This is a genomic window from Gordonia sp. 135 (assembly GCF_009720185.1).
Taxonomy (GTDB): domain Bacteria; phylum Actinomycetota; class Actinomycetes; order Mycobacteriales; family Mycobacteriaceae; genus Gordonia; species Gordonia alkanivorans.
The window spans coordinates 2,133,164-2,158,936 of the sequence record NZ_CP046257.1 but is presented as its reverse complement, the minus strand read 5'-3'; the positions used below and the strand labels follow the sequence as shown (position 1 = coordinate 2,158,936).

21 protein-coding genes are annotated in these 25,773 nt (G+C 67.0%); 4 read left to right on the top strand and 17 right to left on the bottom strand.

Annotated elements, in window-relative coordinates; genetic code table 11:
* Positions 1–67: 67 nt before the first annotated feature.
* The 11 genes from GKZ92_RS09850 to GKZ92_RS09800 form a co-directional block, all read right to left on the bottom strand.
* Positions 68–817 carry a TetR/AcrR family transcriptional regulator gene (locus GKZ92_RS09850; protein ID WP_035752171.1) on the bottom strand — a complete coding sequence of 250 codons (750 nt, stop codon included), beginning with the start codon at positions 815–817 and terminating at the stop codon, positions 68–70.
* Positions 818–963: 146 nt separating this feature from the next.
* Positions 964–2,433 carry a 30S ribosomal protein S1 gene (gene rpsA, locus GKZ92_RS09845; protein ID WP_035752169.1) on the bottom strand — a complete coding sequence of 490 codons (1,470 nt, stop codon included), beginning with the start codon at positions 2,431–2,433 and terminating at the stop codon, positions 964–966.
* Positions 2,434–2,885: 452 nt separating this feature from the next.
* A complete protein-coding gene (locus GKZ92_RS09840; RefSeq protein ID WP_035752167.1) occupies positions 2,886–3,677 on the bottom strand; it encodes a glycoside hydrolase family 16 protein in 792 nt (263 codons plus the stop codon).
* On the bottom strand, positions 3,674–4,654 hold the full coding sequence (locus GKZ92_RS09835; protein ID WP_230461927.1) for a glycosyltransferase family 2 protein: 981 nt from the start codon (positions 4,652–4,654) through the stop codon (positions 3,674–3,676). Before GKZ92_RS09835 ends, GKZ92_RS09840 begins: the two co-directional genes overlap by 4 nt.
* Positions 4,627–5,250, bottom strand: a complete 624-nt coding sequence (locus GKZ92_RS09830; RefSeq protein WP_230461926.1) for an alpha/beta hydrolase — start codon at positions 5,248–5,250, stop codon at positions 4,627–4,629. The genes GKZ92_RS09835 and GKZ92_RS09830 overlap by 28 nt, the downstream gene beginning before the upstream one ends.
* Positions 5,204–6,565 carry a glycosyltransferase family 4 protein gene (locus GKZ92_RS09825; RefSeq protein WP_230461925.1) on the bottom strand — a complete coding sequence of 454 codons (1,362 nt, stop codon included), beginning with the start codon at positions 6,563–6,565 and terminating at the stop codon, positions 5,204–5,206. Before GKZ92_RS09825 ends, GKZ92_RS09830 begins: the two co-directional genes overlap by 47 nt.
* Positions 6,562–7,782, bottom strand: coding sequence for a hypothetical protein (locus GKZ92_RS09820; RefSeq protein WP_075864087.1), 1,221 nt, complete (start codon positions 7,780–7,782; stop codon positions 6,562–6,564). Before GKZ92_RS09820 ends, GKZ92_RS09825 begins: the two co-directional genes overlap by 4 nt.
* A gap of 9 nt (positions 7,783–7,791) precedes the next feature.
* On the bottom strand, positions 7,792–9,549 hold the full coding sequence (locus GKZ92_RS09815; protein WP_051405870.1) for a hypothetical protein: 1,758 nt from the start codon (positions 9,547–9,549) through the stop codon (positions 7,792–7,794).
* Entirely contained in the window at positions 9,546–11,291 is a 1,746-nt protein-coding gene (locus tag GKZ92_RS09810; RefSeq protein ID WP_155225225.1) for a glycosyltransferase, read from the bottom strand. Before GKZ92_RS09810 ends, GKZ92_RS09815 begins: the two co-directional genes overlap by 4 nt.
* A 4-nt stretch (positions 11,292–11,295) precedes the next feature.
* On the bottom strand, positions 11,296–12,654 hold the full coding sequence (locus GKZ92_RS09805) for a lipopolysaccharide biosynthesis protein (protein ID WP_155225224.1): 1,359 nt from the start codon (positions 12,652–12,654) through the stop codon (positions 11,296–11,298).
* Positions 12,617–13,396, bottom strand: coding sequence for a glycosyltransferase family 2 protein (locus tag GKZ92_RS09800; RefSeq protein ID WP_230461956.1), 780 nt, complete (start codon positions 13,394–13,396; stop codon positions 12,617–12,619). Before GKZ92_RS09800 ends, GKZ92_RS09805 begins: the two co-directional genes overlap by 38 nt.
* A gap of 753 nt (positions 13,397–14,149) precedes the next feature.
* On the opposite strand from GKZ92_RS09800, the gene GKZ92_RS09795 reads away from it, so the two are divergent.
* From GKZ92_RS09795 to GKZ92_RS09785, 3 genes are all read left to right on the top strand, one after another.
* Positions 14,150–14,725: a 2'-5' RNA ligase family protein gene (locus GKZ92_RS09795; protein WP_042376104.1), complete on the top strand. Its 576-nt coding sequence runs from the start codon at positions 14,150–14,152 to the stop codon at positions 14,723–14,725.
* Between the two features lie 72 nt (positions 14,726–14,797).
* Positions 14,798–15,931 (top strand): class I SAM-dependent methyltransferase, encoded by a 1,134-nt coding sequence (locus GKZ92_RS09790; RefSeq protein ID WP_155225223.1) that lies wholly within the window; start codon positions 14,798–14,800, stop codon positions 15,929–15,931.
* Between the two features lie 34 nt (positions 15,932–15,965).
* On the top strand, positions 15,966–16,832 hold the full coding sequence (locus tag GKZ92_RS09785; RefSeq protein WP_127963257.1) for a class I SAM-dependent methyltransferase: 867 nt from the start codon (positions 15,966–15,968) through the stop codon (positions 16,830–16,832).
* A 20-nt stretch (positions 16,833–16,852) separates the two neighbouring features.
* Here the strand turns inward: GKZ92_RS09785 and GKZ92_RS09780 are convergent, their stop codons facing one another.
* From GKZ92_RS09780 to GKZ92_RS09755, 6 genes are all read right to left on the bottom strand, one after another.
* Positions 16,853–17,626 carry an amino acid ABC transporter ATP-binding protein gene (locus tag GKZ92_RS09780; RefSeq protein ID WP_279636554.1) on the bottom strand — a complete coding sequence of 258 codons (774 nt, stop codon included), beginning with the start codon at positions 17,624–17,626 and terminating at the stop codon, positions 16,853–16,855.
* Entirely contained in the window at positions 17,623–18,603 is a 981-nt protein-coding gene (locus GKZ92_RS09775; protein WP_127963258.1) for an amino acid ABC transporter permease, read from the bottom strand. Before GKZ92_RS09775 ends, GKZ92_RS09780 begins: the two co-directional genes overlap by 4 nt.
* Position 18,604: 1 nt before the next feature.
* Positions 18,605–19,543 carry an ABC transporter substrate-binding protein gene (locus tag GKZ92_RS09770; protein WP_035755388.1) on the bottom strand — a complete coding sequence of 313 codons (939 nt, stop codon included), beginning with the start codon at positions 19,541–19,543 and terminating at the stop codon, positions 18,605–18,607.
* Positions 19,544–19,651: 108 nt separating this feature from the next.
* The gene (locus GKZ92_RS09765; RefSeq protein ID WP_155225222.1) at positions 19,652–20,740 is read right to left on the bottom strand and encodes an isocitrate/isopropylmalate dehydrogenase family protein; all 1,089 of its coding nucleotides are present in this window, start codon (positions 20,738–20,740) and stop codon (positions 19,652–19,654) included.
* Positions 20,740–23,487, bottom strand: coding sequence for a DNA polymerase I (gene polA, locus GKZ92_RS09760; protein ID WP_006359993.1), 2,748 nt, complete (start codon positions 23,485–23,487; stop codon positions 20,740–20,742). The genes GKZ92_RS09765 and polA overlap by 1 nt, the downstream gene beginning before the upstream one ends.
* Positions 23,488–23,565: 78 nt before the next feature.
* Entirely contained in the window at positions 23,566–24,135 is a 570-nt protein-coding gene (locus GKZ92_RS09755; RefSeq protein WP_006359994.1) for a GNAT family N-acetyltransferase, read from the bottom strand.
* Positions 24,136–24,357: 222 nt separating this feature from the next.
* Between GKZ92_RS09755 and GKZ92_RS09750 the strand changes: the two genes are divergently transcribed.
* Positions 24,358–25,773, top strand: a complete 1,416-nt coding sequence (locus tag GKZ92_RS09750; RefSeq protein ID WP_006359995.1) for an ABC transporter permease subunit — start codon at positions 24,358–24,360, stop codon at positions 25,771–25,773.

The following is a 25,773-nucleotide window of genomic DNA, read 5'->3' as shown; positions in this document are numbered from 1 at the left end:
GGACAGTCAACCGTCTAATGAAAATGATTGTCAACAATGCATGGTTGTCCGACCTCGGCGGGCGAGTTCAGCCGTCCCCGATGAACGGCGCCAACCCGTCGAGCAGTCGCGCCAGGCCGAAATCGAACACCTCGTCAGGAGCCCCTGGCGCCTGATGATGTTCGCCTGCAACGGTTCCCACTCGATCCGCGAGAGGGAACCCGCCTTTGGGGATCACCGCGTCGAGCTCGGGTGCGACGACCTCCCACCACTCGACGTCGGTCATGCCGCTGTTGGTCACCGCGGCGTCGGCAGCCAGGGCCTCCCGGGCGTTGCCGGTCACGAAGGCGGACAGGAGACCGAGGATGTGGTCACGGTCGAGGTCCGAGATGTCCAGCGGCTCGAGCAATTCGAGCTGCCGTTCGTAGCGGGCGAGACGACGCGGACCGAGAACCTGTCGCCACGGATTGGCGTCGATCAACCAGGGATGTGCCAGGTACTCGGCGCGCAGATGACGTGCGACCTGCGCGAGGGATTCCCGGACCGTCGATCCCGGCCCCGGCACCGGGTCGCCGGCGACATGGTCCACCATGAGCGCGACCAGGACGTCTCGGGTGGGCACGTAGGTGTAGAGAGTCATCGGACCGACGCCGAGCTCGGCGGCGAGTGCCCGCATCGACACCGCGGTCAGTCCACGCTCGTCGGCGAGGGTGACCGCCTTGCCGACGATCTCGTCGACGGTGACCCGTTGTCGCGGACCGCGTCTGGGTGTCTGCGGCTCCCCACGTCCACGCCAGAGCAGCCGAACGAGGGTTCGGGCATCGTCAGCGGTCGACACGTTGCACCCTTTCCGTACAGCGTACGAGATCAATACCGTACCCACCGGGTCTCGGCTGGTGTGGCAGGGACACGAAAAACCCTCCCGGGAAGTCCCGGGAGGGCTTTTCGTGTGCTCAGTGCAGATCTACTGCGGGAGCAGAGCTATCAGGCGTTGCCCGAGAGCTTCTCGCGCAGAGCGGCGAGCTGCTCGTCGCTCGCCAGCGAACCACCGGTGGACGAAGCACCACTGGTGTTCGCCGAGCCACCACGGCTCTCCGAAGCCGACGAGTAGTCGGTCGGGGCGTTGGCAGCCTCGGCTGCGGCGGCGGCGAACTTCTCCATCTGGGCGGTGTGCATCTTGTGGCGACGCTCGGCCTCGGCGTACCGGGCCTCCCATGCCTCACGCTGCTTCTCGTAGCCTTCGAGCCATTCGTTGGTCTCGGCGTCGAAGCCCTCGGGGAAGATGTAGTTGCCCTGCTCGTCGTAGCTGTCGGCCATGCCGTACTTCGAGGGGTCGAACTCCTCGGTGTAGTCCTCGTTGGCCTGCTTGAGGCTCAGCGAGATACGACGACGCTCGAGGTCGATGTCGATGACCTTGACCATCGCATCGTCGTTGACGGCGACAACCTGATCCGGCACCTCGACGTGGCGCTCGGCCAGCTCGGAGATGTGGACCAGACCCTCGATGCCCTCGTCGACGCGGACGAACGCACCGAACGGCACCAGCTTGGTGACCTTGCCCGGGACGATCTGACCGATCGCATGGGTACGGGCGAACTGACGCCACGGGTCTTCCTGAGTGGCCTTGAGCGACAGCGAAACACGCTCGCGGTCCAGATCGACGTCGAGGACCTCGACGGTGACCTCGTCGCCCACTGCGACGACCTCGGACGGGTGATCGATGTGCTTCCAGGACAGCTCGGAGACGTGGACCAGACCGTCGACGCCGCCGAGATCGACGAACGCACCGAAGTTGACGATCGAGGACACGACGCCCTTGCGGACCTGGCCCTTCTGCAGCTGGTGCAGGAACTCGCTGCGGACCTCGGACTGGGTCTGCTCGAGCCACGCACGACGCGACAGGACCACGTTGTTGCGGTTCTTGTCGAGCTCGATGATCTTGGCCTCGATCTCCTTGCCGATGTACGGCTGGAGGTCGCGGACGCGACGCATCTCCACGAGCGATGCCGGGAGGAAGCCGCGCAGGCCGATGTCCAGGATCAGGCCGCCCTTGACGACCTCGATGACGGTGCCCTTGACGGCCTCGTCCTTCTCCTTGAGCTCCTCGATGGTGCCCCAAGCCCGCTCGTACTGCGCACGCTTCTTGGAGAGGATCAGACGGCCTTCTTTGTCCTCCTTGGTGAGGACCAGGGCCTCGACCTCGTCACCGACGTTGACGACCTCGTTGGGGTCAACATCGTGCTTGATCGACAGTTCGCGAGAGGGAATGACGCCTTCGGTCTTGTAACCGATGTCGAGCAGAACCTCGTCCCGATCGACCTTGACGATGGTGCCTTCCACGATGTCGCCATCGTTGAAGTACTTGATCGTGGAGTCGATGGCGGCGAGAAAGTCCTCGGCAGTGCCAATGTCATTGATGGCTACTTGCGGCGAGGTGATCGTGGGGGACGACATATGTTGAGTTGCTCCGGACAGGTGTGTAGTAGGTACAGTTCTTGACGTATTGCGCGGCACAAAACCCCTGATCAGAAGCATTTCGACCGGGGCGTGCGCCTGTCGCGCGTCATCGAGCGCACGCGCGTTCTCAAAGCCTACTCCAGCGGCATTGTGCTGGGCAAATGCCCTTGAAACGGCCCCTCCGAGAGCCCCCTGCATTGCCCCTCCGGATGACACCGGCCGGCACGATCAGGAGCGCGTACGCCGCTCCCCGGTGACCGAGTCGAGGAGAGCACGCAGCCGTGACCTCCGCCGGAAACGTGGACATGTCCCGTCCGGGCACAGCGCACAGTCGGTGCCCGCCCGGTGATGCTGGTGTGCCGACCGGTCGTGACCGCACCGGCAGTTGTCGTCGTCCACCCAGGTGAGGTTACCGAAGGAGCCCCGAAGGTGGGCGGTTGTCCTGTGTGTCAGGGTGCGACGACTCGGACCCAGTCGACGAGCATCGTGGACTCCGGCGGCGTGGTGGGGCCGGCAGGTCCCGGCCAGGTGCCGCCGACGGCGATGTTGAGCAACAGATGCAAAGGTTTGTCGAGGACCCAGCGCGAGCCGGGCTCGAGGTCCGCCGGGGTGACGGTGAGCAGCGTCCGGTCGTCGATTCCGGTTTGGATGAGACCGGGCAACTTGTTCACCCAGTAGATACGAAAGGTCCCCGCAAGTGGTGCCGGCGGGATGCCGGTGGCCGACACGCTCTGACGTCCGCTCGGCGGTCCGCCGGGTACGTGGACGCCGGTGTGGTACTCGGACGCCTCGTTGAGCGTTTCGATGATGTCGATCTCGCCGGAAGCCGGCCAGCCGACCCGGTCGATGTCATCGCCCAGCATCCAGAACGCGGGGTGCAGTCCGGCACCGGCGGGCACGGCGATGCGGGCCGAGATCCGGCCGTGGCGGATCGACAGTTCACCCTTGGTCGACAATCGCGCCGAGGTGAACCCCCGGTCGTTGCGTCGGGCTATGACGGCCAGGTGCCCGTGCCCGTCGATCCGGGCGTTTTCCACGGAGTCGGTGTACACCTGGACTTCGTCGTTGCCCCAGCCACCTCCGCCGGTGACGGCCCGCCAGGGGCTCTGCACTGCGCGAGGCGGGCCGTCGAAGCCGTCGGCGTAGATGACGCGTGGTCCGGGGTCGGCATGGCCGAATCCGATGGAGCATCCCGACGCGGCGAGCACTGCGACGACGCACAAGTGGACGACTGGTCTCATCGGATGCTCCTTCTCTCGGCGAGTCCGCGGGCATAGCCGGCGCAGGTCCACAGGAACCCGGCCACCAGCGCTGCACATCTGCGGGGCGAGCGACGGTGGCGCCAGACCCCGGCCGGAAGCACGCGGGTGGTGTAGCGACGTTCGCTCGCGAGGGCGGCGTCCGCGCCGGTCAACGAGGCCAGGACGGCTTTGGATCGACCTTCGTGATAGCAGCGCGAGGTGAAATAGCGGAAGGTCCCGCGGTCGTCGGGGACGAGATGCGTCACTCGGAAGGTCGTGTCGCGAACGATGCGGTCGTTCGGATTCCGTTCCCGCAGAGCGATTCCCATCAGGGTCTCCTCGCACCCGGCCGGCAGGGTGCCGCGGCGTCCCAGCGCCGGGGAGAAACCACCGATGTCGAGCAGCGCGTCGCGGCGCACTGCCATCGCTGCACCGATCGGGTTCCGGATGGCCGCGCCGTGGTGGGGCAGGCCGAGGTAGTCGCAGCCGACGACCCACCCGAACTCGTCGGGGAACCACTCCGGCGCAGCCGTTTCCCATCTCGCCTCGACCGCACCGCCGATCGCCGCCACATGGGCTTCCGCCATCCGTGCCCGGACCGCCTTCAGGGCTCCGGGGGCCGGGCGGGCGTCGTCGTCGATGAAGACCACGACGTCGCCGGATGCGGTGTCGGTACCGGTGTTGCGGGCTTCCGACAATCCCCGGATTCCCTTGTTGGCGACCACGATCAGCCCAGGGTGGCCCGCGGCGAGGTCGGCTGACAAGTCGGGGTTGTGGTCGACGACGATGATCAACTCGTCGGCGTCACCTAGTTGCGCTGTGGTGGCCACGATCGCAGCCTCCACCTGTTGCCGACGCCGCTCGGTGTAGCAGCAGATCACCACCGACAACCGCGGCTCTCCGGACCTGTTCTCGGCGAGCGGAATCGCCGACGGTCCCGATGTCCCGGTCACCACGGCGCGATGTGGTTGAACCACGACACCACGTCCTCTCCCCTGATACACGACGAATCCAGATGCGCGCCCGAGCATTCGACCATCGAGATGGTCGCGACCTGCCCGAACCGGGCGCGGAACGCCGCCGCATTGGCCGCTGTCGACACGAGAGTGTCCTGCGGACTGACGTAGAAGCGGATGTTCGCACCCGCCAGCGAATCGACGGGCAGTCGCATCGGGTCCGTCCCGGGGAGGTCGGGGTTCGCCGCTGCGAGGCCTTGCTGGTAACCGCCTGTCGCCTGCGCGAAAGTCAGGGCGGGCCCGATCGCGGCCAGCCCGCGCGGCCGGAGGTCTGAGTGCTTTGCCATCACGTTGACCGCTGCGATCGTGCCCATCGACTCGGCCAGGAAGAACACGTCGGACACCCGATGCCGCTCGGCCGTCGCTTCGGCGATCGCCGCATAGTGGCGCTGGGATGCGGGGTTTCCGTACGCATTTCCCCCGGCTCGGCCGGCCACGACCACGTAGCCGGCTGCACAGAGGTCACGGACGAGAGCGCGATGGGCCTCGTCCACGTCGAGGATCGTCTCGTCACGGTCCAGACCGTGGAAGAAGACCACGACGCCTCGCGTGGTCACACCGCCATCCGAGATCGTCAACGTGTTCTGCCCGTCGATCACCGCCCGGAGCCGGATCAGACCGCCCTCGGTCGACGAGCATCCCGCGACCGACACGGAGAGAGCCGCCGTCACGATCGCCACGAGAATCATCAGCAGACCACGCATCCGTCACACCGCCGCGAGCCGGTGATAGTGGGACGCCACCCGGGCCGCACGCACCGGCGCGACGAACTCGTCGCGGACCCGTTCCGCGCCGGCCTCGGCGATCCGCGCGCGAAGCCCCGCATCCCCGAGCAGGCCTCTGCACTGCGCGCGCCAGGCCGTCGGCGTCGCCGGGTTCCACGAGCAGGCCGGTCTCCTCGTCGACGATGAACTCGCCGGGACCACCGGATCTACAGGCGACGACCGGAACCTGACACACCTGCGCCTCGAGCAGGATCATCCCGAAAGGTTCCTCGAAGGACGGGCAGGCGAGGACGTCGACGGCCCCCAGGACCCCGGCGACGTCGTCGACATGCGGCACGATGCGCAGTGCGTCGCCGAGCAACCGAGTGCCGACCCGCACGAGTTCGGTCAGGTAGCCGCCGTCGTCCACCCCGGGTGACCCGACAACCGCGAGTTGGGCCGGCACACCGTTCTCCCGCACCCTGGCCACCGCGTCGACCAGCACGTGCAGACCTTTCTCCGGGTCGACGCGACCGACCGCGGCAACTATCGGGCATTCCGGGGAATCCGCCAGCCGGGCACGCCACTCCCCACTGGGCGCGGCGGTCTCGAACCGTCCGACATCGACGCACTGCGGGATGACGATCACTTTGTCACGCACCCAGGACGGGACCTGATCGCGCGACGCGCCACTGATGGCGATCGTGCTGTCGGACAGACGGACTGCGAACCCCAGCGCCCACCGGCCGATGCCGGGAGCCACTATCTCGTGGAGTTCGAGAACGGTTCCGGTCCGCGTCAGCCGACCGGTGACTGCGCAGTCGAGATGCGTCATGAGCAGGTTGGAGTGGATCACCTGCGCCCGCGTCTCCCGCACGACGCGCATGAGGCGGGAGATGGACCGCACGGTGCGCCATACCAGCGAGATCAGTTCGACAGATCCACGCATGCGTCGCCCGTCGGGTGAACGCAGTCCTCGCCGCTCCGGGATCTCCAGAGCGCGGAACGCCAATCCCAACCCACGCCAACGCTTTTCGAATGTACCGCCCGCGGGGGCGGCCAACGTCACATCCACCTCGGCCGTCGCCAGGAGCGGCGCGATGTTCAGCAGACTCTGCTCGGCCCCCATCGCATCCTTCGACGGCGAGACCGCGAGCACCCTGATCACGACGAACCGTCCCCGTCGACGAGCCGGCCGAAGTCCTGGGCGAACGCTTTCAGGGCGGCAACGACACGTGCTGGGTCGATGACGTTGTCGTGGAACGAGGCCGACACGAGGCTGGCCTCGCGGGTGTGCAGCGCGACGATCGTCAGCCCGTGCGGGCCGTCCGGTTCCGAACTGCTCGCGTACAGATGTTCCCCGCCGGGCGAGAACGGGATGTTCGTGCGCATTCCGACGTCCGAGAAGGCGACGGAGACAGGTGCCGCCGGGTCGGTGACCGTCGGCGTCACCGGACGGCGCCGTCGTCCGCCTGTGCGCGCGGAGGACAGTAGAGCCCCCGCGAGGGGTCGTGCCGTTCGCATCCCGGAGCGGATCTGCCGGGACACCTCGGCGATGGTGGTCTCCTCATCGATCCGGATCGGCAGCGCTCCCAAGAAATTGCCGTTGATCCACTCCCCGTCGAGGTAGGTTCGCAGGTCCACGACGACGTTCGAGATCGGCGACACGTTGACGCCTGCCTCCTGCAGAGCCCGGATGAGTGCGATGGCGACGACGGCGAAGTTGCTGACCTTGCCCGCCGACTTCTTGACCCGGGCGACCGTCTCGTCGCGGACAGCGCCGTCGAGGCTTCCGTACAGCGTCCTGCGCGAGGGCGACCACGTCACCGGTAGGCCCGGCTCCGGCGGTGCAGGCCGCTTCGGCCGGTCGGCGAACGCCGCTCGCAGACGCTGAGGGCCCCGCCCGAAGGTCGCCCACGCGGCGGACAGCATCGGCGCCCGTCCGGACGGGTGGGACGCCACCGGCGCGTACTCGCCCGCGGACGCGGCGGCGGCCACAGCTTCGATGATGGCGCCGTTGCTCCGGCCGTCGCTGAGCGCGTGCCGCACGATCATGCCCAGGTGTCTCGGGAATCTGACGAACTGGATGGGCAGGTCCGGATCTGCATGTGCCACCAAAGAGTCGACCACTGCGCCGATGTCGGTCCCGATAGGCCAGGGTTCCCCCTCGGTGACCATGTCATCCGTCGGCTCCCCGGGAATCCAGCGCAGGGTCGCGCGGTCCAGACGCCAGCCGAGCCGGGCATGAGGGTTCTCCGTCGCCACCCGTCGCAGTGCTGCACGCACGGCATCGAGCGGTGGCAGGTCCACCGGTCCGAGCAGGAGGCTGAGTACCGATCCCACCCAGGGTCGGTCTCGTCGTTGCAGCGCAAGGGGTTCAGACATCACGGCACCTCATCTCGTGTCATTCCGGTACAGGAAGACCCACGTACCGGGTTTCTCGTCGACGACTTCCCAGCGGGGATCGCTCGTCATCCGGCGGTTCAGGTTGTCGATCGCCTCTGCGGGAAACAATCCGAAGAAGGCGCCGAACCCTCGCATCGGTTCCGACAGGACGACGAACGTCGGTCTGTTCCGCCCGGTGATGACCGCCATGAACTCCCGGTAGTCGGATTCGGAATCGAAGGCCCTGCCCGCGAGACCTGGCTGGAACATCAATGCGTTGTCGAATGCGTGGGTGAACTCGGCGAAACGTACGTAGTCACCCGTGGGTCGTTCCGGCCACCCGGGAACGAGCGGTGTCACGTAGGCCGGAAACACACTGCCCGCGAGCACTTCTCCGGCTGAGCTGACCTGGTCCCGGCCGATCAGGTTCGTGTACCAGTTCGCCGACCCCGCCTGCGCCGCCAGAGCGGTCGCGACACCGAGTGCGGCGAAGGTCCCGGCGAACCGGATGCGACCGGCACGCACACCGGCGAGCAACCCTGGGGCGAGGACGAACGCACAACCAGGCAGCGAATAGAGGAAGACCCGGAAGACTGCCTCACCGCCGTAACTCTGTCCGCCGAGGATCAGGATCGGACTCAGCGCGATGACAGCCAGTGCCCGGACTGGTTGCCCACGTCGCCATCTCAAGATCAGGACGGCCACGGTGGAGGCCCAGGTGGCAATCGTCACCACGCGCATGACCGCGCTCGAGAAGACCTGGCCGGCCATACCGTGGTGCCCCCCACCGCGAGTGGCCGCATTGTTCGCGACGTCCCCTGAGAACAGGGTGTAACCAGACAGGACGTCGCCGTTGTAGAGGAGTACGCCACCGAGTATCGCGCCCATCACCAGGGCGATCCACCACGGCTTGAGCATGCGCCCCAGCACGAGCAGGCATGCCGCGCCCAGCACCCAGTACGGGGTGAGCTGGTGAGTGATCGCGAGCGCTCCGAACAGGATCATGATCGGCGCCGTCCCCACCGCGCGGTCGCGGGAGAGCCCGATCGGGACGAGCATCGCGACGGCCAGCAGCATCCCGATCGCCTGCGGCGCGAAGTAGTCCTGCTCGACCCAATTCAGTGTCACCACCAAGAACGTGGCCGCGAGCCCTTCGTCGCGGGTGAGTCGCCACGCACGTGCCCCCGCGTACACGATGCCCGCGAGAAAGAGGTGATAGACGGGCGTGAACCAGTGCGCGATGTCGATCGGGCTCAGGCCGGTGAGGTCGGCGACCCATGCGGTCACCGCGAAGAGCGCCGGCCACCCGTTGTAGACATCCACACCATGGGCGAGCGACCCGCTCTGCTGAATATGATCGACGACCCCGAGGTGTTTGTAGGTCCAGGAGTAGATCGGCGCGTCCGTCGAGATCGCCCGTGGTAACCGCTGGCAGACGATCATCGCGACGATCGCTCCGACCGTGGCGGTGGTATTCCCCTGGCGCAGTGCGATACCGAAGGCGACTGCCGCCAGGACGATCGACGCCGGATACAGCGGGGACGCGCCGGCCAGTAGTCCGTACTCGTTGAACGACGATCCCGCGATCGAGCGCACGCCGAGAACGAAGCAGACGAGACAGCACGCCAGCACCGCCCACGGAGACACGACCATCCACGACACGACCGGATGCCACCGCTTCGATCTCGCGGGGGCGACCGGCTCGCACCCCGCGGGCGGATGCGGGGGTTCCACCGACGTCGTCGTCTCATCGTGAACCAAGGTCATACGCGCGCCACCCTGGATGCGAGATGGGCACCGCGACCGAGACCTCCGGCGGTGGTGGCGATCCCGATGATCGCCAGGACAACGGCCGGACTCCAGAAACCGGCCATGAGCAGTCCGGTCACGGCGACGATGGACACCGCGAGCCCGACCGCCGGAACCAGCGACAACCGCGCGTGAGTCGGCATGCTGCCGAACGACATCACCAGGCTTCCCGGTCCCAGAAGGACGAACGCGATCACCGCGACCACTTGCAGTACACCGGGCAGCATCGTCGCGCCGAGCAACCCGACGAGCCCGAGCCACATGGACACGGCAGCGAGTCGGCCCTCGAGAATGGTGTTCCCGGGCTCACCCCACATCTGGCCACGACGGAAATCGAGCAGACCCGCCAGACCCCTCGATGTGGCCCGGAGCGGTGCACCCGCGCGCCCCGCGAGGCGACCCCTGATGAGTCGCCACGGTCCGCGCGCCACCCCGACGAGCTCCCGGCGACGCAGACCCGCCAGCTCTGGCTCCGCGACGACAGCCGGACCTGGATCGACCTGGGTGGTCGCGCGCAGGTGACGGATACCGGCGACCAGCCGCTTCGTGACCAGCACCGTTGTGCAGGGGTCGACGAGCAGTTTGAAGATCACTGCACCGAGTCCGACCCCGTAGTCGTGCATCTGCTTCTCGAGCTCGGCGACACTCGCGCGGTGGCTGTGCCATACGATCGCCGCGGGTTCGCGTGCGATGGACCCGCCGGCCAGGAGGAGCCTGACAAAGATGTCGATGTCCTCGCCGCCCCCTGCTGCCGAGCCGGCACCCACTGCCTCATCGAAACCGCCGAGTCCGACGACGACGTCTCTGCGTACGGCGAAGTTCGCACCCGTCCCGAACTCGGACACCCGCAACGGAAAGAGGTCATCGGCCGCCACCGGCCGCGCCACGCCGTACAGCGCTGGCTCCCAGCGTTCCGCCCACCCCACACGACGGTCGAAATACGCCTGCGCCGGCGTCATCACCTCGACCGAGGGGACCATGCCGCACACGCACGCCACCGACTCGTCTCGTTCGAAACCGATGACGATCCGCGACAACCAGTTCGGATCGAGGACGACGTCGTCGTCGGTGAACGCGACGAACTCGAATCTCGCAGACCGGAGACCGACATTGCGCGCGATGGAGAGACCCGGCCCGGCAGCGTCCACCACCCGAACAGGGATCGACGGACAGGCCGCCGCCACGACCGGTGGTGTCAGCCCGCTCACCGGATTGTTGTCCACCACGAGCACCTCGAAGTCCGGGTAGTCGAGGGTGACGAGGCTGTCGAGGAGTCGGGCGAGATGGTCCGGACGGTCTCGGGTGCAGATGACCACAGACACCCCGGGCCGGGTCCTGCGCTCGGGCAACACCGGCGGTTCGGGTAGACCGCGTGCCTGCTCACGAAGAGCGACGCCGTCGATCGTGCCGTTCTGCACCGGGAGTCGCACCAATCCGAGTGGCCTATCCTCCGACCACACCAGGAACCTGGACTCGCGGAAATCGTCGCCGCCGATCAATTCGATTCGCGGCGAGTCGGTCTCGTTGCTCTCTCGCTCCGGGTCGTGACCACCCTGTTCGTCGATGCCCGGTCGCTCATCGAGCTCATGCAGATCAACCTGACCGATCCAGATCGCACCGCCCCAGAGTTTTCCGCTGTCCTGGATTCGCCGGACCGGCTCGAGTCCGGGACGCCGGTCCACATACCCTTTGTCGATCATCCGATCACTCCCCGTGACGACGAGGAACGAGCTCCTCGCCTTGTTCGATTGACGTCCGCCTCCTGCGCGTGACGAGCGTCAGCGCGCCGGCGAGGAAGGTGAGTGCTGCCTGGTGGAGGAGGATCGCCCATGCACCGCCGGCGGCGCCGAGCGATCCGCAGAGACCGGGCATGAGTGCGAACAGCAGGATCGCCGTGGCTCCGGAGAAGGTCAACGGTGCGCGAAGCCTGCGTCGCGCCTGCTGAAGTGCCGCCCAAACCAGGTAGGGCAGGCGCAGGATCGATCCGGCACACAGGATGAGCACGACGACAAGCGTTTCCGTCACTCCATATGCCGGGTTCAGGAGATGGAGCGCTCCGGGTACGACCACGACCAGACCGATCGTGCCGACGCCGGTCACCACTCCCGACCGGAGGAGGATCTTCTTCGCCATCGAGGCTGCCGACTCGGGCTCACCCGAGGCGTGTACCACCAGGGACACCGCCATCGACGCCCCGATGAAGTCGAGCGTGCTGACGATGGCGAAGACGAGTGCGAAACGCGCGCCTTCGGCCGGTCCCGCGAACAGTGTGACGAGGAACGGAGTGAGGGACAGGACCCCCAGATTGAGTCCGGACAGCGCGGTGGTCCTCGTGACCACCCGATGAAACTCAACCATCGCCTGGTCACCGGACAGCGCGCCCTGTGCGGGCAACCCCTCACCGGTCTCGACGATCCGCCGGATCATGGGTCGCAGGACCACAGCCACACCCACCGCCGCGACGACGACCGCCAGCGGGATGCTCTGCCACGCGACGGTGAACACGGCGACCGGCAGCAACACGATCTTGCCGATCCCGACCGCCACGTTCGCTACCAGGGTCCACGACGCCCGCCCGATCGCGATCAGCGTCGAGCTCTGCAAACCCAATGCGGTCCAGCCGAACACGCCGACCGCGACGAGCAGTGCCACCGCGAACTGGAATCGGGCCTCAGGGAGTACGCAGACCGTCACCAGGCCTGCGACGCCTCCGGCGGTGAACGACAGACCGGCCGACAATCGCTGGCCTCGCCGGTACACCGTGCGCCGGTCGTCCCCGACGGCCGGCAGAACCGCCGTGTAGGCGTCACCCACCCCGGCCGAGATCACCGAGCCCACGGCTGTGATGACGGAGAGCACAGCAGTCATCACCCCGAGCTGGGACGGCTCCACGAACCGGGCGGCGAATGTCCAGAAGCCCATTCCGAGAACAGCATTGGCGACTGTCGCGCCGGCAAGGTAGATCGCGTCCCGCTCGACTCGACGTGCCCCGTACCGTGAGGCCGACCGAACTGCGGCGTCGAGCTCAGCCGACATGGCCGGAAGCCGCCCAGCCAGGGTCACCACGGTCCTCGAACTCGCTGCGCACCACCGACAATCCGTCGTGCACAGCCGCCAGTCGACGCCTCGACGCCCGTCGCTGATGCGTGAACTCCTGACCGATCGTGCGCAGAACGCGCAGCCCGTCGCTCACCGCGTTGAGGTTGCTCTCGCCGTGGATACGGTTGGCCTCGAAGCTGTGCACTTCCGTGATCTCCAGACCACTCACTGCCACACGGACATTGATGAGGGTCTCGATCTCGAACCCATCCCCCCACTGGGGCGTGGCCGTCCGCGTGGGCGGTAGCTGCATGACCTCGAGACAGGTCCGCCAGAAGGCGTTGTATCCGTAACAGAGGTCGGTGAACTCGCAGGAGAACAGCGTGTTCACCACACTGTTCAACCCCCGGTTCCCGACTCGGCGGATCCGCGTGATGTCCGCACTGCCGCCGCCGGCGACGAATCGCGATCCTTTGGCGAAGTCCGCACCGGCGACCAACGCGCCGACGTAGCGGGTGATCTCCTGCGGGTCCGTGCTGCCGTCGGCATCGATCATCACGATGATGTCGCCGGTGCACGCCTCGAAACCACAGGCCAGCGCATTTCCCTTTCCCTTCCGGGATTGGGTGAGATGCACGGCGTCAGGCCACAATCGGCGCCCGACCGCAACCGTGTCGTCAACTGAACTGCCGTCGACGAAGACGATCTCGTCGACGTCTGGTGGCATTCGCGCCGCGACGTGAGGCAGGTTTCGCGCCTCGTTCATCGCCGGCACGACCACCGACACCCTCGGCCGCGGATTGACCGGCGGCAGATGGTCCCAGATTCCCGAGACGGCAGCTGCTCTACCGGCCTCTCCTTGAACTGGTGATTCTTTTTCCCCCATGGCGAAGCCTTTTCATGTTCGACCAGAAACGATCCGGAACACCGCAGTCAACTCGACGCCATCGGCGAATCAAGGCACGGCAAACAGATTGTCCGGCCGCTCTGTCTCAACAGCCGACAAACACAGATCGTGGTCACGCCAGAACACTTCCCCCAGATGAAAGGTCCCCCCGGTGCGCTTCCGAAATCAATGTGGCACAGAACCTTCGGACCCGCCAATCGGACCGGGGTACGTCACATTCGCGACGATTTTCCGATTCGTTGACCGGCGTCTCCGAAACAAACCCGGAACGACATAATCGACACGAAATAGGTTGCGCGGCAACCATTACCGAATCGGCCAGAAAGAATCCGGATGAGTTTTGTCTTCCTGCCGGCACCGCATAACACGTGTTATTCGTCCGAACGGATAACCCTCGATACCCCGAGGTACGCGCACGAAACACGACTCGATCGCGCTGTGACGCCGGGTGCCGCGGCGCGCTTCGCAATCCACGACCGCAGCGATTCGACGGCGTCGTCCCGGTCGCCGCTGAACTCGAGCCAGCGGCCAGGTTGATGATCGGCTGGAGACTGTCGGCGATCGTGGGCCGAACCAGCAGGTGCTGCACGCGTGCTCTGGTTGACTACATCCGTGGCACATTCCATCGAGTTGTTACCCGACGAGGACACCGACGCCTGGGTGCGGCGCCGCTGGTCAGCGCTCGCCGACGTCGGCCTCCCCAGCTCCCAGCGCGTGCGATCAGCCACCAATCGTCCGCACGTCACCCTGTTGGCGGCGCGCCACATCGCGTCCGCCGCCGACGCCGCCCTCGGTCCCGCCGGCCAACGCCTACCGATGAATTGCATCATCGGGGCGCCCGTCGTGTTCGGTCACGGCTCCCGCCACACCCTTGCACTGCTCGTCGTCCCCAGCACCGAGTTGCTGTCGCTCCACGCCCAGGTGGCACGTACGGTTCGCGGTCACACAGTGCACCCCGACGACGCTGCGGACGGCGCCGAGAACCCGAGCACCTTCGCACACGTCGACCCGGGCGGATGGACCCCGCACGTCACCCTGGGACGCCGCTTCACGTACCAGCAGGTCGGCGAGGCACTCGCCACGCTCGAACCACTGGGTGAACCCGACCGGATCTGCACCTTCACCGCGCTGCGACGCTGGAATCCCGACGCCGGCACCGAGCACGTCGTGGCCGGTCGGGCCTGCTGAACTGCAGGGATGTAACCCGAGTCGAAACCGCTCCGTGACCGGCTCGAGAGCCAACGCTGCCATCGTCACACCATGACGATCACATCCGACAGCACCACACCACCCGGTCACGGCACGCACAACCCGACCGTCGCCTCCTCGTCACCGAGCGCCGACGAGTTCGCCGAACGATTCCTCAACTCCACCCTGGCCACCGCAGAGACCATGAGCGTCTATCTCGGGGAGCGACTCGGCTGGTACCGGTGCCTCGTCGACCACGGTCCGCTGACCGCCGACGACCTCGCTTCCCGCACGGCCACCGATGCACGGTACGCCCGGGAATGGCTCGAGATGCAGGCGGCCTTCGGCATTCTCGACGCCGACCTGTCCGGCAGACCAACGACATTCGGTATCCCACCCGGCGTCGCCGAGGTCCTCACCGACACCTCCAGTCGTTCGTATCTGGGTGCGCTCCCCCGGATGTTCGCCGCCTCGTTCGGCCGGCTGTCCGAACTACTCGACGCCTACCGCACCGGCGGCGGTGTCAGCTGGGAACAGCTCGGGGCCGACGCGCGCGAATGCCAGGCCGCACTCAACAAGCCGTGGTTCGACGCCGATCTCGCACCCGCTCTCGCCGCCATCGACCATCTCCATCAACGACTGTCCCGACCGGGCGCGAAGATCGCCGACATCGGTTTCGGCGCCGGGCATTCGACGATCGCCCTCGCCCACGCCTACCCGGACGCGACATTCGTCGGTCTCGACGTCGACGCCGCATCGGTGCAGATGGCGCGGGACAACGCCGAGGCCGAGGGTCTCGGCGACCGGGTGCAGTTCCATCTCGCCGGCGGAGAAGAGGCCGTGGCACACGGACCGTTCGACGCCGCCTTCGCCTTCGAATGCCTCCACGACATGCCGCGGCCCGTCGAGGTTCTCGCCGCGACGCGGCAGGCCCTCGCACCCGGGGCGCCGATGATCGTCATGGACGAAGCGGTATCCGACGAATTCTCGGGCCCGGCAGACGAACTCGACAAACTCATGTACGGGTTCTCACTGTTCGTGTGTCTGCCCGACTCGATGAGTTCGCCGCCCTCGGTCGCCACCGGCACGGTGATGCGACCCGCCACCCTACGGTCCTACGCCGAGCAAGCCGGTTTCCGGAGCGTCGAGGTGCTGCCGATCGAGGACTTCGCCTTCTTCCGGTTCTACGAGCTCCGCACCGGCTGAAGAGACGGCCGACGCCGGGCAATATCATCACTAGATGCCCACGAAGGACGACGACCGCGAGAACTCGGAGACCACCGAGCAGGAGCCCTCTGTGCGGCCTCCACGCGTCCTGGGCGACGTCGACTCCGCGACGAGTGACCGGGCGAGTCGCTGGTGGTGGGACCACGACGCGGAGAACTACCACGACGAACACGGCGACTTCCTCGGCACGTACACCGGAGGCGGCGACTTCGTCTGGTGCCCAGAGGGCGTCCGCGAATCCGAGGCCGGACTCCTCGGCGAGATCGAGGATCGCACGATCCTCGAAATCGGTTGCGGCTCAGCGCCCTGCGCCCGCTGGCTCGCTGCTCACGGTGCACACGCCGTCGGTGTCGACCTGTCCCGGCGCATGCTCGGGATCGGTCTCGACGCCATGGAGGCCGACGAGGTGCGCGTGCCGCTGATCCAGGCGACCGCGGAGACCCTGCCCTTCGCCGACGAGTCCTTCGACACCGTGTGCTCGGCGTTCGGCGCGATCCCCTTCGTCGCGGACTCCGCCGGCGTCATGGCCGAGGTTGCTCGTGTCCTGAAGCCCGGCGGCCGTTGGGTTTTCGCGGTCAACCATCCGATGCGCTGGATGTTCCTCGATGATCCGGGACCCGAGGGCCTGACCGTACGAATCCCCTACTTCAACCGCACGCCTTACACCGAAACCGACCCGAGCGGGCAGATCACCTACGTCGAGCACCACCGCACCATCGGCGACCGGGTCCGCGAGCTACGTGCCGCCGGGTTCATCCTCGACGACATCATCGAACCCGAGTGGCCCGACGACCACGACCGTGAGTGGGGCCAGTGGAGCCCTTTCCGCGGACGCTACTTCCCCGGCACCGCGATCTTCTGCAGCCACAAGCCCGGATAGCCGCGGGTACGCCCGGCGTCTCAGAGCAACTTCGACAGGAACTCCCGTGTCCGCTCCTCCTGCGGGTTGGCGAGGAGTTCGCGTGGGTCGCCCTTCTCCACGACGACGCCGCCGTCCATGAAGACCAACTGGTCGGCGACCTCGCGCGCGAAGCCCATCTCGTGGGTCACGACCATCATGGTCATGCCGGATGCGGCGAGTTCACGCATCACCTTGAGGACGTCGCCGACGAGTTCGGGATCGAGTGCCGACGTCGGCTCGTCGAACAGCATGAGCTTCGGTTCCATCGCGAGGGCGCGCGCGATGGCGACGCGCTGCTGCTGACCGCCGGACAGCTGCGCCGGGTAGGCGTCGGCCCGGTCGGACAGGCCTACCCGCTCGAGCAGGTATTCGGCACGTTCGACGGCGGCGGCCCGCTGCTGCTTCTTCACCTGGATGGGCGCCTCGATCACGTTCTCGAGAGCGGTGCGGTGCGGGAACAGATTGAAGTGCTGGAACACCATGCCGATGTCACGGCGTTGCGTCGCAGCGTCTTTGGCACTCATCTCGTAGAGCTTGCCGTTGCGTTCGCGGTAGCCGATGAGGTCGCCGTCGACGTAGAGGCGGCCGGCGTTGACCACGTCGAGGTGGTTGACGCACCGGAGGAACGTCGACTTACCCGAACCGGACGGGCCGATGAGGCAGGTCACCTCGCCTCGCGCGACCTCGAGCGAGATCCCCTTGAGGACCTGGACCGATCCGAAGCTCTTGCACACCCGGTCGGCGAGGACCATCGGCGTCTCGGCGGAACTCATGCGTTCTCTCCCCCGGTCGTGCGGCCGGCTCCCGGTCCGTCCGGGATGTCGTCGGCCGCGGCGGCCTGCCCGTCGGCCATCGCCTTGAGCTGGCGTGCGGTCAGCGCCCGGGTGGCGCCCCGCGAGTAATGACGCTCCACGTAGTACTGGCCGACCATCAGGATGCTGGTGACGGCGAGGTACCAGGTCGAGGCGACGAGCAGCAGCGGGATCGGTTCGAAGTTGACGCCCGAGATGTCGCGCACGCGACCGTAGAGATCGAGGGTCAGCGGCACCGCCGCCACCAGACTCGTCGTCTTGAGCATGGAGATCAGCTCGTTGCCGGTGGGCGGGATGATCACCCGCATCGCCTGCGGCAGCACGGTGCGACGCATCGTCTGCGACCACGACATGCCCAGAGCGATCGACGCCTCGGACTGACCCTCACCGACCGACGACACGCCTGCGCGCACGATCTCGGCCATGTAGGCGGCCTCGTTGAGCCCGAGGCCGATGACCGCGAACAGGAATGCGGCATTGAGGGTTTGGATGTCGAAGGACGCGAACTGGTGGACGAACGGGATGCCGACGTCGATCTGCTTGTAGATCGCCGGGAACAGTCCCCAGAAAACGAGCTGCACGTAGACCGGCGTCCCGCGGAAGATCCACAGGTACACCCAGGCGGTGCCGCGCAACACCGGGTTCGGTGAGAGCCGCATGATGGCGAGCGCGACGCCGAGGACGATCGCGATGGTCATCGCCAGCACCGTCAGCGCCAGGGTGTATCCGACGCCGGACAGCACGCGCTGGTCGAACAGGTAATCGGCGTAGGTGCCCCACGCGTAGGCCTTGTTGGTGGCGGCTCCGTAGACGAAGAGCCCCGCCAGCGCGAGGATGATGACCGCGGCGATCCACTGGCCCGGTCTGCGGAGCGGTACCGCCTTGATCGGTTCCGGCTCGCCGGCCGTGGTGGTGGTGTCGGTCTGCGGTGAGGTCATCTCAACTCACCGCCCCGTTGATGACGGAGACATCGATCATGCCCTCCTGCAGGCCCCAGTTGGCCGCGATCTCTTCGTACTGCCCGTTGTCCATCAGGTACTGGACCGCCTTCTGCATCGCGGGTCCCAGCGGTGAGCCCTTGCGCACCGCCCATCCGTACGGCGCCGAGTCGAACAATTCGCCGGCGGCCTTCAGCTTTCCGTTGGTGCGTTTGATGGCGTACGCGGTGACCGGCGAGTCGGCCGACATCGCCTCGACCCGGCCGAGGATCAGGGCGTTGACCGCCTCGTCCTGGCTGTCGAACTTCACCTTGTCGATCGGTGGGAGACCCCTCGCGACGCATTCCGCGCTCTTGGCCGGGATCTCGTCGGTGTCCTCGTAGGTGGTGGTCTGTACCGCGACCCGCTTACCGCAGGCGTTCGACGGGTCGATGTCCTCGTCGGAGTCGGCGGCCTGCGCCCATTGCACGCCGGCGCTGTAATAGGTCACGAAGTCGACCTGCTTCTCGCGTTCGAGGGTGTCGGTGAACGACGACATCCCGACGTTGTACGTCCCGGCCTGCACCGACGGGATGATGGTGTCGAACTGCGATTCCTTGTACACCGGAGTCAGGCCGAGGACCTTGCCGACCGCATTCATGAGGTCGACGTCGTAGCCGATGATCTTGCCGTCCGGCCCCTTGAACTCGTTGGGCTGGTAGGGCACGTTGACTCCGACCACCAGGCGTCCGGTTCGTGCGATCTCGGGCGGGACGAGTGCCGCGATCTCCGGGACCTTCTCCACGTCCACGTTGATCGGGGTCACCTGGTTGGCGCGTTCCCGTTCCTCGTTGTTCACGCACCCGGTGAGCACGACCGCGAGCGCAAGGAACACGCCGAGCAGCCGGGCCACGCGCGACCGGACACGGCGTCGGTCAACCCGCGTCGAGGCCCGTTCCACAACACATCCCTTCGATGACGAACAGATCACCTGATCAGACCAACTCACTGTAGTTTGCGCCCGCCTCGCCGGCTGGCTACCGGATGTTCACGCACGTCTTCGCGCGCGTCATGCAGCCACGGTTCGCCGCGCCACCTCGTCGGCGAACTCGCTGGTCGATGACGTCCCACCCAGGTCAGCGGTCGCGATGGAGACCGCGAGGGTGTCGGCGACGGCGGAATCCATCCGGTCGGCCGCCGCGACGAGCGCCGGATCGTCGGTCATCAGCCCGTACCGCCGGAACCCCATCGACACCGACGCGATCATCGCGACCGGGTTCGCGACGCCCCGCCCGGCGATGTCGGGAGCTGCTCCATGAGTTGCCTGCGCCATCACCTGGGTCTCCGAGCAGTTCACCGAACCCGCGATGCCGAGCGAGCCGGCGAGTTCCCCGGCGAGGTCCGACAGGATGTCGCCGAAGAGGTTCTCGGTGACGACGACGTCGAAGTCGGCGGGGCGTCGGACGAGCAGCGCCGCCATGGCGTCGACGTGCTGTTCGGTCACCTCCACGTCGGGGAACTCCTCGCCGACCTCCCGGCATGCGTCGCGGAACAGGCCGGTCGTCAGGCGCAGCACGTTCGCCTTGTGCACGATGGTCACCCGGGCCGGGCGTCCCGAGACCGCGCGGTCGCGGGCGGCTTCGAAGGCGACCCGCGCGATGCGCTCACTGGCCGCGCGGGTCACGAGCCCCACTGCCAGCGCGACGTCGGGAGTCGGCATGAACTCACCGCTCCCGACCGCCATGTTGCGGTCGGCGTACAGGCCCTCGGAGTTCTCGCGGACGATCAGCACATCGATGTCGGGTGCGGTGGCGGGTACCCCCGAAAAGGCCTTGGCGGGACGGAGATTGGCGAACAGCCCGTACCGGGTGCGCAAAACCGCGCCCGGGGTGCGGCTGCTGTGCTCGGGCGGATACGACGCGGAATCGTGCGGTCCGACGATCCAGAGTCCCAGATCGTCGAGCGCCGACAATGTCGCGTCCGGCACCGGTTCGCCGTGGGACGCGATGGCGGCGGCGCCGAACGGGAGTTCGTCCCAGTCGATCCGCAAGTCCTCCGCCGCCGCAGCCGCGTCGGCGACCGTGATGGCGGCGGGCACGACTTCCAGACCGATGCCGTCGCCGGTGAGAACGCCGACCCGCATGGGCGAGGAGACCATCAGTGGGCCGCGTCGTCCCAGGACCGACCGAACCCGACCGACACCTCGAGCGGGACCGACAGCGTGATGGCGTTGCCCATCTCCTCGCGCACCGCGGCTTCGACCGCGTCGCGCTCGCCGGCGGCCACCTCGACCACGAGTTCGTCGTGGACCTGCAGCAGCACCCGCGACGTCAGCTTCTCGGCGAGGAAACGCTTGTGCACGTTGATCATCGCGACCTTGATGATGTCGGCGGCGGTGCCCTGGATGGGTGCGTTGAGCGCCATCCGCTCCGCGGACTGGCGTCGTTGCCAGTTGTCGCTGTTCAGGTCGGGCAGGTAACGCCGGCGGCCGAACAGGGTCGCCGTGTACTCGTTGCGCCGGGCTTCGGCGACCACGTCGTGCAGGTAGTCCCGCACACCGCCGAACCGCGCGAAGTACGCTTCCATCTGGTCCTTGGCCTCCTCACGGCTGATCTTCAGCTGGGCCGCGAGCCCGAAGGCACTGAGGCCGTAGGCGAGTCCGTACGACATCGCCTTCACGCGGTGGCGCATCTCGGTGGTCACCTCGTCGATCGGCACCCCGAAGGCGCGCGATCCGACGAAGTTGTGCAGGTCCTCCCCGGTGTTGAAGGCCTCGATCAGCCCTTCGTCCTCCGACAGATGGGCCATGATCCGCATCTCGATCTGGCTGTAGTCGGCGGTCATCAGGCAGTCGTAGTTCACGCCCGAATCCTGATCCGTGCCCACGATGAAGCCGCGACGGATCTCGCGGCCGGCCTCGGTGCGGACCGGGATGTTCTGCAGGTTCGGTTCGGTCGACGACAGGCGGCCGGTCGCGGCGATGGTCTGGTTGAACGTCGTGTGGATGCGCCCGTCGTCGGCCACCGACTTCAGCAGACCGTCGACGGTGACCTTCAACCGCGTGGCGTCGCGATGCTCGAGAAGGTGTGCGAGGAAAGGATGTTCGGTCTTCTCGTACAACGACTGCAGCGCGTCTGCGTCGGTGGTGTAGCCGGTCTTGGTCTTCTTGGTCTTCGGCATGTCGAGCTTGTCGAAGAGCACGGTCTGCAGCTGCTTCGGCGAACCGAGGTTGATCTGTTCACCGATGACCTCGTAGGCCGACTCGGCGGCCGCTCGGATCCGGTCGTTGAACATCTGTGCCAGCGCATTGAAGTGATCGACGTCGACAGCTATGCCGGCGGCCTCGAGGTCGGCGAGGACGAACGACAGCGGCAACTCCATCTCGGTCAGCAGCGGCTTGGAGTCGATGCGGTCGAGTTCGGTGTCGAGGGTGTCGGCGAGCTCCTGCACTGCACGCGCCTCGAGCATGTGCTGTTCGGCGACCTTGCCCTCGGTGTCGTCGTCGAGCAGCGACATCTGGCCGTCGCCCGCCCCGGTGTCGGCGCGTAGCTCACGGCGCAGGTACCGCAGGGCGAGGTCGTCGAGATTGAAGGTCCGCTGCCCGGGGCGGACGAGGTACGCGGCCAGCGAGGTGTCGCTGGTGACGCCGTCGAGCTTCCACCCGCGCGAACGCAGCGCGTGTACCGCCCACTTGGCCTCGTGCACAGCCTTGAGCGCCTGCGGGTCGGCGAGCCAGTTGGCCAGGGCCGCATCGTCTTCCGGCGTCAGGGTGGTCACGTCGACATACGCCGACGAACCGTCGGCGGCCGCGATCGCCAGTCCGGTCGGGTCGGAGCCCACGACGACGTGCGGCGCGGTCACCGCGAGACCGGTCCGGCCCGTACGGGCGTGTTCGGTGAGCCATCCCGCGACCTCGCCGGCGCCGAGGACCGAGCCGTCGAGATCGAAGCCCGCCTCGGCCTCGGGCTCGACCGAGCTGAGGGTGGAGAACAGGCGGTCGCGCAGGACGCGGAACTCGAGGTCGTCGAAGAGCTGGTGGATGCGGTCGCGATCCCAGCCGACCATCGCGAGATCTTCGGGGCCCGCGGGCAGCTGCATGTCGCGGATGAGTTCGGTGAGCTGACGGTTGGTCTGCACCGAGGCGAGATTGGCGCGCAGCGCATCGCCGACCTTGCCCTTCACCTCGTCGACGTGATCGACGAGCGAGGCCAGCGATCCGTACTCGCGAATCCACTTCGACGCGGTCTTCTCCCCCACACCCGGAATGCCTGGGAGATTGTCGCTGGGGTCGCCGCGCAGGGCGGCGTAGTCGGGGTACTGGGCGGGGGTCAGACCGTACTTCTTCTCAACCTCTTCGGGGGTGAAGCGGGTGAGGTCCGAGACACCCTTGCGCGGGTAGAGCACGGTGGTCGACGGGTCGACCAGCTGCAGCGAGTCGCGGTCGCCGGTGACGATCAGGACCTTGAAGTCCTGTTCGCGCGCCTGGGTCGCGAGGGTCGCGATGATGTCGTCGGCCTCGAAGCCCTCGATCGCCATGACCGTGACACCCAGCGCGTCGAGGACCTCCTTGGTGAGGTCGACCTGCCCGTTGAACTCGTCGGGCGACTTGGAGCGCTGCGCCTTGTACTCCGGGAACATCTCCGAGCGGAACGTCTTCCGCGAGACGTCGAAGGCGGCGGCGATGTGGGTGGGTTCCTCGTCGCGCAGCAGATTGATCAGCATCGAGGTGAAGCCGTAGACCGCGTTGGTGGTCTGTCCGGTGGCCGTCTTGAAGTTCTCGGCCGGGAGCGCGAAGAACGCCCGATATGCCAGGGAATGCCCGTCGAGGAGCATGAGGACCGGTTGCTTGGTCTTGCCCTTGCTGCCGGTACGGGTAGCTGCCGGGGAACTCTGCGCTGGACTCACAGTCGCTGAGTCTAGTGATCCGTCCCGACACCCGGACCCGCCCCGCCCGGGGCGGTCGGACGGGTGGACGGTCAGGGGTCACATCGGCCGGTACATGGCCCAGACCCTGGGGCCGTCGAGCGGAAGTTCGAATTCCGCGGTGACCTGGAAACCGAACCGCTCGTACAGCGGGACATTGAGAGCGTTCGAGCTCTCGAGGTAGGCCGGTCCGTCGATCTGCTCGAGCCGGTGCTGCAACAGCGCCGTGCCGACGCCGGCCCCCTTGACCGGGGCGCCGATCTGTCCCAGATACCAATGCGGCTCTTTCGGACGATGCTTGGCGAACTCGGCCTCCAGCTTGATCCCGCGGCCGATCCGGGGCCCGAGAGTCCGAAGGAACTCCCAGGACGACACCAGCTGTGCCCTCGTCGAGATCTTGTGCCCGGGCGGATCCCAGGCGGCCGCGCCGACCGGCTGCCCGTCGCGCATCGCGAGATCGATCGTCGATCCCTTCCCGTGGATGTGGACGAGCAGAGTCCGGAACACCGCGCGGTGACGAGCGGTGTCCGGGTCCATCCACAGCGTCACGGGGTCGTCGGCGAACGCCTGCGCGAGCAGCGCACTCGCGAGTTCGACGTCTCTGGTCTGTGTGATGGTCACCGGCAGCATCCGACCAGGGTACGGCCCTGATGGGTACGCCAGCACCACATCGCATCGATCGAGCCCACCCTGCGTCGCCGCAGATGTAACTTCCGGGAAACGTCGTTGTCGTCACGTGGCGACGAAGCTGCGGCTAATGTCCCGCAGGGTGACCGGCCGCGCAGTGATCGGCCAGGTCATGGCCGATGGATGTCACTGGCGTACAGGTCCGCAAGGGAGGTACCACCCTCGATGACAGAGCCTGACCGGCAGGCCGCACTCGTGCCCGACGACCACACCGAACGGACTCACGCGCATCGCCCCGAGTGTCGGCCCGCCCGCCAGACCCGATCACCGTCCTGCCGCCCGCCATCCCGTCGGCGCCCATCGGCGTCGACGCGGCGCACCGCGCTGGCCGTCCTGCTGTTCGTCGCGGCGTCGATGCTGTGCGGGCTCTTCGGGACCCCGTCCGCCGACGCCGCCCCCGACGAGGTGCGGGTGTTCGGTGTCCTGCGGAACGGCGCCGAGAAGGTCGAGGGGGTGAAACTCGAGGCGAAGGACGCGTCAGGCACCGTCGTCGGGACGGCCACGTCGTCGGCGACCGGAGCCTGGTCGATCATGGTGCCGCCCGGGAGGTACACCGTCGTCGTCGACACCGACTCTCTCCCAGACGATGTGGAGGTCCAGAAGCCCGAGCTACCGGTCGATGTCAGTGGCGGAACGGCGCGGCCGGTCATCTTCTCGTTCGGTGAGGTGCGGACCGGTACGGAGGTCTCGGCGGTCGCCGAACTCACCCGTCTGGCCATCGACGGCATCCGTTTCGGTCTCATCATCGCCATCACCGGCGTCGGCCTCAGCCTGATCTTCGGGACGACCGGCCTCACCAACTTCTCGCACGGCGAGCTGGTGACCCTGGGAGCGGTGGTCGCGTGGGTGTTCAACGTGAAGGTCGGGCTACAGCTGATACCGGCGACGATCCTCGCGGTCATCGTCGGCGTCGGCATCGGCATCCTGAACGAGCTCGGTCTCTGGAGACCGCTGAGACGGCGACGAACCGGGCTGATCGCCATGCTCGTCGTGTCGATCGGCCTCGCCCTGGTGATGCGGTATCTGATCCTGATCTTCTTCTCCGACCGGGCCGAACCGTTCAACGACTACCAGGCACAGACGCAGATCGGCTCGGGTCCGTTCGCGATCACGCCGGTGAATCTGGCCTGCATCGTCATCTGTGTCGTGGTGCTCCTCGGCGTCGCTCTGTTGTTGCAGCGGACCAGGATCGGCAAGGCCATGCGTGCCGTCGCCGACAACAGGGACCTCGCCGAGTCGTCGGGGATCGACGTCGACCGCGTCATCCTGTTCGTGTGGGCGCTCGCCGGCGGCCTGGCGACACTCGGCGGCGTGATGTTCGCGCTCTCCGAACTCGGCGGCCGCGTGCAATGGGAGATGGGATTCAAGCTCCTGCTGCTGATGTTCGCGGGCATCACGCTCGGCGGACTCGGCACCGCCTACGGCGCCCTCCTCGGCTGCCTCATCGTCGGATTGCTCGTCCAGCTGTCGACCTACATCCTCAGCCCCGACCTGAAGTACATCGGCGGCCTGTTGATCCTGATCATCATCCTGACCATCCGGCCCCAGGGCATTCTCGGATCGCGAGCGAGGATCGGCTGA

Bases quoted from the DNA above. Each gene is read 5' to 3' on its own strand.
- GKZ92_RS09775 (WP_127963258.1), bottom strand. From the start codon at position 18,603: ATGACCTCACCGCAGACCGACACCACCACCACGGCCGGCGAGCCGGAA.
- GKZ92_RS09785 (WP_127963257.1), top strand. From the start codon at position 15,966: ATGCCCACGAAGGACGACGACCGCGAGAACTCGGAGACCACCGAGCAG.
- GKZ92_RS09800 (WP_230461956.1), bottom strand. From the start codon at position 13,396: ATGAACGAGGCGCGAAACCTGCCTCACGTCGCGGCGCGAATGCCACCA.
- GKZ92_RS09780 (WP_279636554.1), bottom strand. From the start codon at position 17,626: ATGAGTTCCGCCGAGACGCCGATGGTCCTCGCCGACCGGGTGTGCAAG.
- GKZ92_RS09810 (WP_155225225.1), bottom strand. From the start codon at position 11,291: ATGATCGACAAAGGGTATGTGGACCGGCGTCCCGGACTCGAGCCGGTC.
- GKZ92_RS09815 (WP_051405870.1), bottom strand. From the start codon at position 9,549: ATGACCTTGGTTCACGATGAGACGACGACGTCGGTGGAACCCCCGCAT.
- GKZ92_RS09820 (WP_075864087.1), bottom strand. From the start codon at position 7,782: ATGTCTGAACCCCTTGCGCTGCAACGACGAGACCGACCCTGGGTGGGA.
- GKZ92_RS09755 (WP_006359994.1), bottom strand. From the start codon at position 24,135: ATGCTGCCGGTGACCATCACACAGACCAGAGACGTCGAACTCGCGAGT.
- GKZ92_RS09840 (WP_035752167.1), bottom strand. From the start codon at position 3,677: ATGAGACCAGTCGTCCACTTGTGCGTCGTCGCAGTGCTCGCCGCGTCG.
- rpsA (WP_035752169.1), bottom strand. From the start codon at position 2,433: ATGTCGTCCCCCACGATCACCTCGCCGCAAGTAGCCATCAATGACATT.
- GKZ92_RS09750 (WP_006359995.1), top strand. From the start codon at position 24,358: ATGACAGAGCCTGACCGGCAGGCCGCACTCGTGCCCGACGACCACACC.
- GKZ92_RS09765 (WP_155225222.1), bottom strand. From the start codon at position 20,740: ATGGTCTCCTCGCCCATGCGGGTCGGCGTTCTCACCGGCGACGGCATC.
- GKZ92_RS09790 (WP_155225223.1), top strand. From the start codon at position 14,798: ATGACGATCACATCCGACAGCACCACACCACCCGGTCACGGCACGCAC.